We start from the raw sequence: 12,100 nt of genomic DNA, 5'->3' as shown, positions 1-12,100 counted from the left end.
TTCAATAAGATAAGAATTTATAAAATTTCACTCCAAAAAATATTGAAATAATTCATCAAAAAAAGTGTATTTTTTAACCACATAATAAAAAAGATGAGATGAATCACAATTTTTATTTAATACAGTGCAAAATCCGTGATCTTCATCACATTATTTTGGAGCATTTTAGTTTAGAATGCGCGCCTGATTTTATAGTACTTAAACCATAACCACTTGTATAAGGAGTCCTTATGGCTATTGCGATCATCATCGCAACACACGGCGTGGCGGCAGAACAACTGCTCAAAACGACCGAAATGTTGATTGGTGAACAAGAAAATGTTGCCACGATCGATTTTGTTCCCGGCGAAAATGCTGAAACGATTATGGCAAAATATCAGGAAAAACTCAGCACAACTCTTGCGCATTGTGATGAAGTGTTATTCCTTGTCGATACTTGGGGTGGCAGTCCGTTTAATGCGGCAAACCGAGTATCAGAAGGAAAAGACAATATGGATATTGTTACTGGGGTAAACGTGCCAATGTTGGTAGAAACCTTTATGGCTCGCGATGATGGCCCTAGTTTGCAAGAATTAGTGGCAATCGCCTTAGAAACAGGACGAACCGGTGTCCGTGCCTTAAGATATGTGGAAGAAGAGCCAGAGCAAGCGCCACAAGCCGTTGCTCAAGCCGCACCCGCATCAAGCCAACCAGAAGTCGTAACGCCAAATAAAGAGGGACATCTCGTTATTGGGCTTGCGCGTATTGATGACCGATTAATTCACGGTCAAGTTGCCACTCGCTGGACAAAAGAAAGCAAGGTTTCTCGCATTGTTGTCGTCAATGACGATGTAGCAAAAGATAGCGTTCGTTCCACAATGCTGAAAAGCGTTGCCCCTCCCGGGGTAACAGCACACGTTGTAGGCGTAGAAAAAATGATCCGCGTTTATAATAACCCAGAATATGCTGGCGAGCGTATGATGCTGTTATTTACTAATCCAACCGATGTGCTAAAACTGCTTGAAGCAGGATTTGATATGAAATCGATCAATATTGGCGGTATGGCATACAAAGATGGTAAAAAAATGATTACCAGTGCCGTATCCGTTGATGATAAAGATATTGACGCATTCAAAGCCATTGACGCAATGGGTGTGGAACTTGATGTGCGCAAAGTATCAAATGATAGCCGTCAATATATGATGGATTTATTAAAGAAAAACAATCTTGTATAAGGGATGACTATAATGGAAATTTCAACACTACAAATTATTCTTGTCTTTATTGTTGCCTGTATTTCAGGTATGGGTTCAATCCTTGATGAATTCCAAACTCACCGCCCATTAATTGCTTGTACACTTGTTGGCTTAGTCCTCGGTGATATTAAAACAGGAATTATCGTTGGTGGTTCGTTAGAATTACTCGCTCTTGGTTGGATGAATATTGGTGCAGCACTTGCGCCAGATGCCGCCCTTGCTTCTGTCGTTTCTACGATCCTTGTGATTGTTGGCGGTCAAGAAATTACCACCGCAATCGCCTTGGCTATCCCACTTGCAGCCGCAGGTCAAGTGCTAACTTATGTTGTGCGTGCCATCACTGTTGGTTTCCAACACGCTGCCGATAAATCCATTGAAGATGGTAATTTAAACCGCTTAGACTGGATTCATTGCAGTGCCTTAATTTTACAAGCAATGCGTATCGCTATTCCAGCCTTGATTGTTGCCTTAACCGCAGGAACAGACGCTGTACAATCAATGCTAAATGCGATTCCGCCAGTAGTTACAACAGGTCTAAAAATTGCCGGCGGAATTATCGCCGTGGTAGGTTATGCAATGGTGATTAATATGATGCGTGCGGGGCATTTAATGCCATTTTTCTACGCAGGTTTTGTGGTTGCCGCCTTTACGAATTTCAACCTTGTTGCCTTAGGTGTGCTAGGTGCAATTATGGCAGCACTTTATATCCAACTTCACCCAAAATACAACCAAAGTAAACAAGTGGTGCAAGTGGTTTCTAATGGTAACAATGATCTTGATAACAGATTAGATTAATGGGGTAAGAAAAATGACAACAGAAATGAAAAAAGTAACCCAAAGTGATTTAAATAAAGTCGTAATGCGTTCTAACCTTTTCCAAGGCTCTTGGAACTTTGAACGTATGCAAGCGCTCGGTTTTGCTTATTCAATGGTTCCCGTGATTAAACGTTTATACCCTGATGCGAATTCACAAGAACGTAAAGATGCAATCAAACGCCATTTAGAGTTTTTCAATACTCAACCCTTTGTTGCTGCACCTGTTCTTGGTGTAACCATTGCGATGGAAGAAGAGCGAGCCAATGGGAAAGAAATTGATGATGCGGCAATAAACGGGATTAAAGTAGGGCTAATGGGGCCTCTAGCTGGTGTGGGTGATCCTATTTTCTGGGGAACAGCACGCCCTGTATTTGCTGCACTCGGCGCAGGTTTAGCACTAAGTGGAAGCATTCTTGGCCCATTATTATTCTTCTTTTTATTTAACCTTGTACGTTTAGCAACCCGCTATTACGGTGTGGTTTATGGCTATAAGAAAGGGCTTGATGTTGTACAAGATATGAGTGGCGGATTATTGCAAAAACTGACCGAAGGTGCATCTATTCTCGGTCTCTTTATAATGGGGGCGTTAGTACAAAAATGGACAAGCATTAATGTACCTCTGGTGGTTTCTACCATTGAAAAACAAGATGGTACGATTGAGGTTACCACCGTGCAATCTATCCTCGATAGCTTGATGCCGGGTTTACTGCCATTGCTATTTACCTTTGCTTGTATGTGGCTATTACGCAATCGTGTCAATGCGTTATGGATTATCGTGGGTATTTTTGTCATCGGTATCATCGGTGCAGCAACAGGTATTCTCGCTTAATCGTTACTTAAAGACAGAATAATGATAAAATTAAACTCTCCTCGAACTTTCGTGGAGAGTTTATTTTTTACATAATCAGAATACGGACGTTGTTATGATCAATACCGCTTTATTAGTCTTTATCATTCTTTATTTTTTATATGCTTTCTACGATCAATTCCTTATGGAAAAACGCTTTGGTGAAACGGTCTTAAATGTGCGTTTACGTCGTAAATCAAAAATTGAAGGCATTATTATGCTTGCGCTAGTTGGTATCGCGATTTATCAAGCCTTACCACAAGGCATTGAACCTTACACAATGTTTTTATTGGTAATGTTTGGCATTTTAATGATTTATCATTTCTTTATCCGCTACCCTGTCTTTATTTTGAAAAAAGAAGGCTTTTTCTTAAATAATCTTTATTTGCAATATGCTTACATTAATACCATTAATATTGGTGAAAATGGTTTCTTGCAGTTAGTGCTAAAAAATGGAAAAGCGGTATCTTTAGCCGCACAAAATCCTAAAGATGTGGAAAAAATTTTGCAATATCTCACTGATAGCGGACGCATTTCACAAGCTCAAAATGCTGTAGAGCAAGCAAAACAAAAATCTACCGCACACCACAGCGAAAAACAAAATAAAAAAGGAAAATAACTATGCTTTACCCATTAAACGGCAAGCTTCAACATTATGTTTGGGGCGGACAGCAATTTTTACCAGAATTTCTGGGCATTCCTGCGCAAAAAAATCAATATTACGCCGAATGGTGGTTAGGCGATCACAATTCTGCGCCATCGCTCATTGAAGAAAATGGTACATCACAACCATTAAACGCATTTTTAGCCAAAAATCCCACCGCACTTGGGGAAGCAAGCCAAGCTCAATTTGGTCGCAGCTTACCTTATTTACTCAAAATTTTAGATGTAAAACAGCCCCTCTCAATTCAGCTTCACCCAACAAAAGCACAAGCAGAAGCGGGTTTTGCTAAAGAAAATGCCCTCGGTATTGCACTTAACGATCCAACGCGAACTTATAAAGATAATAATCATAAGCCGGAAATGATGATCGCGCTGTCCGATTTTTGGCTCTTACACGGCTTCAAAACCAAGCGAGCAATTATCGAAACACTACAAGCTCGCCCATCTCTTGCACCGCTTGCTGAAAAACTTGCACAACAATCTTTAGCGGATTTTTATGCTGATCTGATGCAAGCAGAGCAACAAGCACTCGCTATGTGGCTTAATCCGATTATTCAAGCTAATCAAACGGCTTATGCACAACATCAACTTAGCCTTGATAATCCTGATTATTGGGTACTTTACACGATGGAAGCGATGCAAATTCCACCTGAAAAACTTGATGTAGGACTGATTTGCTTCTACTTATTTAATATTGTCGAAGTCAAAAAAGGCGAAGGCATTTTCCAAGATGCGGGGATTCCACACGCCTATTTACGCGGTCAAAATATTGAATTAATGGCTTGCTCCGACAATGTTATTCGTGGTGGTTTAACCCCAAAACACGTTGATATTGCTGAATTGTTGAAAGTTATTGACTACCGAGAAGTCATACCACAAATTATCCCTATTGCACCAAAAAATGAGCCAGTTTTTACTTACCAAACACCCGCAAAAGACTTTGCCCTCACTCAAGTGAGCTATCAACAAGGTGAACAACATCGTTTACATTCACAAAGTGCAGAGATTTTATTAGTAATGCGTGGCGAATTAAAAATTAGCGAAAATTCCACCGCACTTCACTTAAAACAAGGTCAATCCACCTTTATCAGCGCAGACTCTGAATATTCAATAACAGGAATTGAAGAAGGCTACGCTGTGATTGCGAGGTTACCAACACAATTATAATGCTCCTTACATAGCTATCATATCAAGAAAAAGCGGTGAACTTTCCTTCACCGCTTTATACTTTTAAGATTCATAGCCCACATCTTCCAGCGTTGGATTTTCTGCACCTTGCTTTGCAAGTTGATCACAAATTTCATTTTCTCGATGTCCACTATGTCCTTTCACCCACTGCCAATGAATTTGGTGTCGTTGTGTTTCATTATCGAGCAATAACCATAAATCTTGATTTTTTACAGGTTTACCCGTGCTAGATTTCCAATTATTTTTTTTCCAATTAAAAATCCACTTAGTCATACCATTTTTCATATATTGACTATCGCTATGTAGCGTTACCTGACAAGGTTCTTTTAAGCTCGCTAAAGCCGCTATGACGGCTCGCAGTTCCATTCGGTTATTTGTTGTTTTGAAATAACCTTGTGAAATTTGTTTTTCGTGCTGTTTGTAGCGCAATAGAATACCAATGCCCCCCCTGCCGGGATTGCCTAAACACGAACCATCAGTGAAAACGTCAATATGCTTTAACATAAATTCAAATAAATTTAGCTATAATTTTTTTTCAAATGGGGCGATAATACCGCAAAATTGAGTAAAGAGATAGGAAAACTATGACAACGCCACTTCTTCCTGAACGTCAAATTGTACTGGATACCGAAACTACGGGGATGAACCAATTTGGTGCGCACTATGAAGGACATTGCATTATTGAGATTGGTGCGGTTGAATTAATCAATCGCAAATACACAGGGCGAAAACTGCATTTATACATCAAACCAGATCGCCCCGTTGATCCCGAGGCAATTAAAGTTCACGGGATTACCGATGAAATGTTGGCAGACAAACCAAATTTTTCTGAAATTGCGCAGGAATTTATTGATTTTATCCAAGGGGCTGAATTGCTTATTCATAACGCGCCCTTCGATGTCGGGTTTATGGATTATGAATTTCAAAAGCATAAATGCAATGTGAAAACCAGCGATATTTGTACTGTTACCGATACCTTACAAATGGCTCGCCAACAATATCCCGGCAAACGCAATAGCTTAGACGCCCTTTGTGATCGCCTTCACATTGATAATAGCAAACGTACCTTACACGGGGCGTTGCTTGATGCGGAAATTCTGGGCGATGTCTATTTAGCTATGACCGGTGGGCAAACAAGTTTGTTTGACGAAGCAGAAACCGAAGAGCCAATACAACAAATTGAGGAAGAGGTACAAATTGAAAGTGCGGTGCTTTTTTCGCAAGATTTCACGGTGATTACCCCTGACGATGCAGAAGAGCAAGCACATTTAGATTATTTAAAATTGATTAACAAAAAAAGCAAAGATAATTGCCTATGGATGAAGCGAACTGAGGACGAAACCTTACATTAACGCTCATTCATTAATCAGTTAAACAGTGAGGCATAAAAATTGCTTGACGAACTTTTCGTTCACTATTATTATGCCTCTCGCTAATGCGGAGTGGTAGTTCAGCTGGTTAGAATACCTGCCTGTCACGCAGGGGGTCGCGGGTTCGAGTCCCGTCCATTCCGCCAATTTAGCATATTAGATTCGGAGCGGTAGTTCAGCTGGTTAGAATACCTGCCTGTCACGCAGGGGGTCGCGGGTTCGAGTCCCGTCCGTTCCGCCAATCTTTTTCACTTCTAAGTCTTTTCTTCTATTATATTTTCCTAGTTATAATCCTATAAAGAATAGATTTTTATATAAAAAATCCGTATTTTAAATACTTGCTTATTCAAGTATCAAAATACAGATTCAATTCACTATCCTCTTATCTAAAGATATTTCTTGTTTGCTCTAAACGTTTAAATTGACTGATTAATAACACCGCTAGTAATAAACTATAAAATGAAAAAATTACGATAATCCATTGTGCCATTGAAAAACCTAAAAATGACCATGTAATATCTGCACAAGATCCGGTTGGGTTAAATATATAAGGCAACCAGCGATCTAAAGGCAATGTCTGTGGAAACTCCGCCATATAAGAACATTGATTCCAAGGCGCAGGATGAAGTTGATAATCAACGTGTTTGATTGCCAGTAATAAGCCTTTTACCGCACTCCCCAAGCCCACTAATAACGCCAGTAATCGCAAAATGAGTGAGCGAGGGTAAAGCAAGCCAATTAATGCTGAAAATGTAATGCCAAACAATGCAACACGCTCATAAATACACATCACGCAAGGCGCTAATCCCATTCCGTGTTGAAAATAAAGTGCGGTGCTTTCTAAGGCGATTGTTGAGATCAATAAAAGCAACCAACCGCCACGATTTAGCGATAACTGTTTGAAATATTTCAGCATTTTAAATCCTTCTTATACTGGAGTAACTAATCCTAGTTGAGTTAAAAACTGTGTTAATGTAGGCAATAAAAATTCTACTGCAGCTAATCCAACTAAAGATAGCACAATTGTATAAGGTAGCGCCATATAAACCATTCTTCCGTAAGACAAACGAATTAACGGTGCAAGCGAGGATGTGAGCAAGAATAAAAATGCGGCTTGTCCGTTTGGTGTTGCGACAGATGGCAAGTTTGTCCCCGTGTTAATCGCCACAGCAAGTAATTCAAATTGTTGTGGTGAAATAATATGTTGTTCCAACGCTGCTTTTGCTTCATTAATATAGACCGTTGCGACAAAGACATTATCTGAAATTGCAGACAATACCCCATTAAAAATATAGAACAGCATTAACTGAACATTTTCGGAGGCAGACAATACAAAATGAATAATAGGGGCGAAAAGGTGTTGATCCACAATAACAGCCACCACCGAGAAAAATACCACAAGCAAGGCTGTAAAAGGTAACGATTCTTGGAATGCCTTACCCAATGCGTGTTCACTCGTAATACCACAAGCGGAAGTACATAAAATGATGACACTTAAACCTATTAATCCTACTGCGGCAAGATGGAAAGCCAGCCCAACGACAAGCCAAATCCCCACAAGGGCCTGAATAATCAGTTTAATGCGTTCTTGATTGTTCATTTTACGTTGGCGATTACGATCAAATTTTGCCAACACGCCCCAAACTTTACGTGGAAGCTTTGCCCCATAACCAAATAAGTGGAATTTTTCGACAGCAATACAAGTTAATACACCACAGATTAAGATTGGAATCGTAACAGGCGTCATTCTGAAGAAGAATTCACCAAAACCCCATTTCGCTTGTTCGGCAATAATTAAATTTTGTGGTTCTCCCACCATTGTCATTACACCGCCTAACGCCGTTCCCACTGCAGCGTGCATCATTAAGCTACGTAAAAAGGCACGAAATTCTTCCAAGGTGTCTTTACGATTACCAATATGTTTATCATCATTAATATCATCAGAATCATCAAAGTGTTTCCCTGAAGCCACTTTATGATAAACACCATAAAACCCCATTCCCACACTAATAATCACTGCAACAACAGTTAGCGCATCTAAAAAAGCAGAAAGAAATGCCGCACTTAAGCTAAATGAAAGCGATAAAACCAATTTAGAGCGAATATTGAGTAGCAACTTAGTAAAAATAAAAAGTAGCAGTTGCTTCATAAAATAAATGCCAGCCACCATAAACATTAAGAGCAAAATCACTTCAAAATTTGCCATAATTTCTGCCTTAACGTGTTCAGGGTGAGTCATTCCAATCATTACCGCTTCAATGGCTAATAGCCCGCCGGGTTGTAACGGATAACATTTTAACGCCATTGCAAGGGTTAAAATAAATTCAGCCACTAACACCCAGCCTGCAATAAATGGGCTAACACAAAAAAACAAAATTGGATTTAAAACTAAAAATCCAACGATGGCTAATTTGTACCAGTCAGGACTTGAACCAAGAAAATTTTTTAGAAATGCTTGATAATAGTTCATATTACGACCTTTACCTTAAAATGAAAAAATACAACTGTGCCAATTGTAATATATCCACCTTTCAAGGATAATAACAAATCTCTATTTTGTTATCTATGTCACAAATTTTTCAAAAAATAATTGCGCAAAAGTATGAATAATCATCAGTCGCTTCTTAAAGCCCAAAGCCCAGCGGGATTAGCTGAGGAATATATTGTAAAAAGCATTTGGAATAACCATTTTCCGCCGGGTTCTGATCTACCCGCAGAACGGGAATTAGCAGAAAAAATCGGGGTAACCAGAACGACATTGCGAGAAGTGTTGCAACGCCTTGCCCGTGATGGTTGGCTAAGTATTCAGCACGGCAAGCCAACCCGCGTGAATAACGTATGGGAAACTGCCGGGCCAAATATCATCAGCACACTCATTCAACTGGATAAATCCACGATTCCTGTGATTATTACCAATGTTGTTTCATTACGTACAAAAATGGGCGAACAGTATATCCCTGAAGCCATTCAAACCGATCCCGTCGCGTCATTAAAATTATTTGAAAATCTACCGCACTTGGCAGACACGCCACAGGCGTACGCTGAATTTGACTATCATTTATACCGCGCTTTTACCTTTGTCGCAAACAAACCTGTCTATGGTTTAATTTTAAATAGCTTTAAAGATCTCTACCACCAAGTGGCCTCTTTATTCTTTTCTGAAGCAAAATCGCGTCAATTCACGATGCAATTTTACCAAGCACTGTGCAAAAGTTGTGAGCAAGGCAATGTTGAACTTGCCATTCAATGCCTAGCGGAAAACCGCGAACGCAGCAGCAGCATTTGGAAAGCGATGTTGCATCATTTACCAGCGGATTTTGGGGAGTAACAGATTCATCAATACACAATTAGTAAGTACAATATAAGTAGAATAAATATCATCAAATCTTGGGAGAATACAAATGACAAGTACTCAGCAACGTGCAGAATTACAACGTAGAATCTGGCAGATTGCCAATGAAGTCCGTGGCGCCGTAGATGGCTGGGACTTTAAACAATTCGTTTTAGGAACGCTTTTTTACCGCTTTATTAGCGAAAATTTTTCTAATTACATTGAGGGAGGCGATCCTGAGGTAAATTACGCCAGCTTCCCTGATGATGCCATCACACCAGAAATTAAAGATGATGCGATTAAAACCAAAGGCTATTTCATCTATCCCTCACAACTTTTTGCCAATATTGCCAAAAATGCTCACATCAACCCTGAGCTAAATATGGATTTGAAAAAAATCTTTGACGCCATTGAAAGCTCTGCTAACGGGTACGATTCCGAGCGAGATATTAAAGGGCTTTTTGCGGATTTTGATGTAACTAGCTCCCGCTTGGGCAACACGGTAGAGGATAAAAACAAACGCCTTGCTGCCGTGATTAAAGGCGTGGCGGATTTGGATTTTGGCCATTTTGAGGATAATCATATTGACCTCTTTGGTGATGCTTATGAGTTTTTGATTTCCAATTATGCAGCTAATGCAGGCAAATCGGGTGGTGAGTTTTTCACCCCGCAGAATGTTTCTAAACTCATTGCACAGCTGGCGATGCACGGACAGACAGAAGTCAATAAAATTTATGACCCTGCTTGCGGTTCAGGTTCTTTGCTCTTACAGGCTAAAAAGCAATTTGATGAGCACCTAATTCAAGACGGCTTTTTTGGGCAGGAAATCAACCATACCACCTACAACTTGGCGCGTATGAATATGTTCCTGCACAATATCAATTACGACAAATTTGACATTGCGTTGGGCGACACCCTTCTTGCCCCGAAATTTGGTGATGAAAAACCCTTTGATGCCATCGTTTCTAACCCACCTTATTCGGTGAGTTGGATTGGTAAGGACGACCCAACACTAATTAACGACGAGCGTTTTGCACCTGCGGGTGTACTCGCTCCGAAAGACAACTCTGATTTAGCCTTTGTGTTGCACGCCTTGAACTACCTTTCTTCCAAAGGCCGCGCCGCCATTGTTTGCTTCCCCGGAATTTTTTACCGAACCAATACAAAGGCTGAACCACAAATCCGCCAATATTTGGTAGACAATAACTTTGTAGAAACCGTTATTGCCCTGCCACAGAATCTCTTTTTTGGTACAAGTATCGCCACCAATATTTTGGTACTTTCCAAGCATAAACCCGATACTAAAACCCAGTTTATCAACGCCAGCGGTGAAGAATTTTTCAAAAAAGAAACCAATAACAATGTGCTGACCGATGAGCATATTGCCCACATCATCGAGCTTTTTGACAAAAAAGAAGACGTTCCACACCTTGCTGCTTGGGTGGACAACAGCACCATCGCGAAAAATGATTACAATCTTTCCGTCAGCACCTATGTGGAAGCGAAAGACACGCGCGAAGTGATTGACATCAATCAGCTGAATACAGAAATTGATCAAACCGTTGCCAAAATCAGCCAGCTGCGTGGGGAGATTGCCCAAATCATCAAAGAGATAGAAGCATGAGCGAGATGATTTTATACACCGCTGCAGATGGCGGTATACAAATCAAAGTAACCCTAGAAGACGAAACCGTCTGGCTAACCCTAGACCAAATGGCGCAGCTTTTTGGCAGAGACAAATCCACCATTTCCCGCCATATCAAAAATATTTTTGAAGAAGGAGAGCTGCAAAGAGATTCAGTTGTTGCAAATTTTGCAACAACTGCCAGCGATGGGAAAACCTACCAAGTAGAACACTACAACCTTGATGTCATCATCTCCGTAGGTTACCGCGTGAAATCCTTGCAGGGAACACACTTCCGCCAATGGGCAGCGGCACGGCTTAAAGAATACCTAATCAAAGGCTTCACTATGGACGATGAACGCCTGAAAAACCTCGGCGGCGGCAGCTATTGGAAAGAACTTTTAACACGCATCAAGGACATTCGTTCCAGCGAAAAAGTGATGTACCGCCAAGTGCTGGATCTCTATGCCACCGCCACCGATTACGACCCACAAAGCGACATCAGCAAGCAGTTTTTCCAAACCGTGCAAAACAAACTGCACTACGCCGCCCATGGCCATACCGCCAGCGAAGTCATCTACTACCGTGTAGACAGCGACAAGCCTTTTGCCGGACTAACCCACTTTAAAGGCGCACAGCCCACGCAGGCAGAAGCCATGATCGCCAAAAACTTCTTGGAAGAAAAAGAACTCAGAATCCTGAACAACCTCGTTGCCGCCTACTTTGACCTAGCCGAACTCAACGCCCTAGAAGAGCGCGAAATGCGTATGGCAGACTTCTTACGCGAACTGGATACCATTTTGGCATCAACGGGCAGAAAAGTGCTGGAAAATGCTGGCAAAATCTCTTCTGCCCGAGCGCAAGAAAAAGCCAAAGCCGAACTCCGTAAATACAAGGCAAAAACCCTCAGCCCCGTAGAAGAAGACTACCTGAAAGAAATTAAAACATTAACCCAAAAGACGAAGAAGAAACAGCTATGAACTACTTAGAAAAACTACTACAAGGCGCACCCGTAGAATGGAAAAC

Annotated in this window: 12 protein-coding genes and 2 tRNA genes; 11 read left to right on the top strand and 3 right to left on the bottom strand. The window is 40.8% G+C overall.

Annotated features, from left to right (window positions below):
- The first annotated feature begins 230 nt into the window (after positions 1-230).
- The 5 genes from manX to manA all read left to right on the top strand — a co-directional run bounded on the left by manX (position 231) and on the right by manA (position 4,728).
- A complete protein-coding gene (gene manX / locus L5B83_RS05120) occupies positions 231-1,214 on the top strand; it encodes a PTS mannose transporter subunit IIAB (RefSeq protein WP_265777777.1) in 984 nt (327 codons plus the stop codon).
- 12 nt (positions 1,215-1,226) lie between these two features.
- Positions 1,227-2,030: a PTS mannose/fructose/sorbose transporter subunit IIC gene (locus tag L5B83_RS05115; RefSeq protein ID WP_250364233.1), complete on the top strand. Its 804-nt coding sequence runs from the start codon at positions 1,227-1,229 to the stop codon at positions 2,028-2,030.
- 13 nt (positions 2,031-2,043) lie between these two features.
- On the top strand, positions 2,044-2,880 hold the full coding sequence (locus tag L5B83_RS05110; RefSeq protein WP_250364232.1) for a PTS mannose transporter subunit IID: 837 nt from the start codon (positions 2,044-2,046) through the stop codon (positions 2,878-2,880).
- 94 nt (positions 2,881-2,974) lie between these two features.
- Positions 2,975-3,517, top strand: coding sequence for a YobD family protein (locus L5B83_RS05105; protein ID WP_250350752.1), 543 nt, complete (start codon positions 2,975-2,977; stop codon positions 3,515-3,517).
- Positions 3,518-3,519: 2 nt separating this feature from the next.
- Positions 3,520-4,728: a mannose-6-phosphate isomerase, class I gene (manA, locus tag L5B83_RS05100; RefSeq protein WP_265777776.1), complete on the top strand. Its 1,209-nt coding sequence runs from the start codon at positions 3,520-3,522 to the stop codon at positions 4,726-4,728.
- 63 nt (positions 4,729-4,791) lie between these two features.
- Here the strand turns inward: manA and rnhA are convergent, their stop codons facing one another.
- Positions 4,792-5,253: a ribonuclease HI gene (gene rnhA, locus L5B83_RS05095; RefSeq protein WP_250350754.1), complete on the bottom strand. Its 462-nt coding sequence runs from the start codon at positions 5,251-5,253 to the stop codon at positions 4,792-4,794.
- An 80-nt stretch (positions 5,254-5,333) separates the two neighbouring features.
- Between rnhA and dnaQ the strand changes: the two genes are divergently transcribed.
- From dnaQ to L5B83_RS05080, 3 genes are all read left to right on the top strand, one after another.
- On the top strand, positions 5,334-6,101 hold the full coding sequence (gene dnaQ, locus L5B83_RS05090; RefSeq protein WP_250350755.1) for a DNA polymerase III subunit epsilon: 768 nt from the start codon (positions 5,334-5,336) through the stop codon (positions 6,099-6,101).
- An 87-nt stretch (positions 6,102-6,188) separates the two neighbouring features.
- Positions 6,189-6,265, top strand: a tRNA-Asp gene (locus L5B83_RS05085).
- Positions 6,266-6,283: 18 nt separating this feature from the next.
- Positions 6,284-6,360, top strand: a tRNA-Asp gene (locus tag L5B83_RS05080).
- Between the two features lie 141 nt (positions 6,361-6,501).
- Here L5B83_RS05080 and dsbB read toward each other — a convergent pair.
- A complete protein-coding gene (gene dsbB, locus L5B83_RS05075) occupies positions 6,502-7,035 on the bottom strand; it encodes a disulfide bond formation protein DsbB (RefSeq protein WP_265777775.1) in 534 nt (177 codons plus the stop codon).
- A 12-nt stretch (positions 7,036-7,047) separates the two neighbouring features.
- Positions 7,048-8,589, bottom strand: coding sequence for a Na(+)/H(+) antiporter NhaB (gene nhaB / locus L5B83_RS05070; RefSeq protein WP_265777774.1), 1,542 nt, complete (start codon positions 8,587-8,589; stop codon positions 7,048-7,050).
- Between the two features lie 132 nt (positions 8,590-8,721).
- Between nhaB and fadR the strand changes: the two genes are divergently transcribed.
- From fadR to L5B83_RS05055, 3 genes are all read left to right on the top strand, one after another.
- Complete coding sequence (gene fadR / locus L5B83_RS05065; RefSeq protein ID WP_265777773.1) at positions 8,722-9,447, top strand: fatty acid metabolism transcriptional regulator FadR; 726 nt, start codon at positions 8,722-8,724, stop codon at positions 9,445-9,447.
- A 73-nt stretch (positions 9,448-9,520) separates the two neighbouring features.
- Positions 9,521-11,074, top strand: a complete 1,554-nt coding sequence (locus tag L5B83_RS05060) for a type I restriction-modification system subunit M (RefSeq protein ID WP_265777772.1) — start codon at positions 9,521-9,523, stop codon at positions 11,072-11,074.
- Positions 11,071-12,054, top strand: coding sequence for a virulence RhuM family protein (locus L5B83_RS05055; protein WP_265777771.1), 984 nt, complete (start codon positions 11,071-11,073; stop codon positions 12,052-12,054). The genes L5B83_RS05060 and L5B83_RS05055 overlap by 4 nt, the downstream gene beginning before the upstream one ends.
- Positions 12,055-12,100: the final 46 nt, after the last annotated feature.

Source organism: Avibacterium sp. 21-599 (assembly GCF_026226765.1).
Lineage (GTDB): Bacteria > Pseudomonadota > Gammaproteobacteria > Enterobacterales > Pasteurellaceae > Avibacterium.
This window is presented reverse-complemented; position numbering and strand designations above follow the sequence as displayed.

Bases quoted from the DNA above. Each gene is read 5' to 3' on its own strand.
- L5B83_RS05060 (WP_265777772.1), top strand. From the start codon at position 9,521: ATGACAAGTACTCAGCAACGTGCAGAATTACAACGTAGAATCTGGCAG.
- L5B83_RS05055 (WP_265777771.1), top strand. From the start codon at position 11,071: ATGAGCGAGATGATTTTATACACCGCTGCAGATGGCGGTATACAAATC.
- L5B83_RS05110 (WP_250364232.1), top strand. From the start codon at position 2,044: ATGACAACAGAAATGAAAAAAGTAACCCAAAGTGATTTAAATAAAGTC.
- L5B83_RS05115 (WP_250364233.1), top strand. From the start codon at position 1,227: ATGGAAATTTCAACACTACAAATTATTCTTGTCTTTATTGTTGCCTGT.
- dnaQ (WP_250350755.1), top strand. From the start codon at position 5,334: ATGACAACGCCACTTCTTCCTGAACGTCAAATTGTACTGGATACCGAA.
- manA (WP_265777776.1), top strand. From the start codon at position 3,520: ATGCTTTACCCATTAAACGGCAAGCTTCAACATTATGTTTGGGGCGGA.
- nhaB (WP_265777774.1), bottom strand. From the start codon at position 8,589: ATGAACTATTATCAAGCATTTCTAAAAAATTTTCTTGGTTCAAGTCCT.
- fadR (WP_265777773.1), top strand. From the start codon at position 8,722: ATGAATAATCATCAGTCGCTTCTTAAAGCCCAAAGCCCAGCGGGATTA.
- dsbB (WP_265777775.1), bottom strand. From the start codon at position 7,035: ATGCTGAAATATTTCAAACAGTTATCGCTAAATCGTGGCGGTTGGTTG.
- L5B83_RS05105 (WP_250350752.1), top strand. From the start codon at position 2,975: ATGATCAATACCGCTTTATTAGTCTTTATCATTCTTTATTTTTTATAT.
- manX (WP_265777777.1), top strand. From the start codon at position 231: ATGGCTATTGCGATCATCATCGCAACACACGGCGTGGCGGCAGAACAA.
- rnhA (WP_250350754.1), bottom strand. From the start codon at position 5,253: ATGTTAAAGCATATTGACGTTTTCACTGATGGTTCGTGTTTAGGCAAT.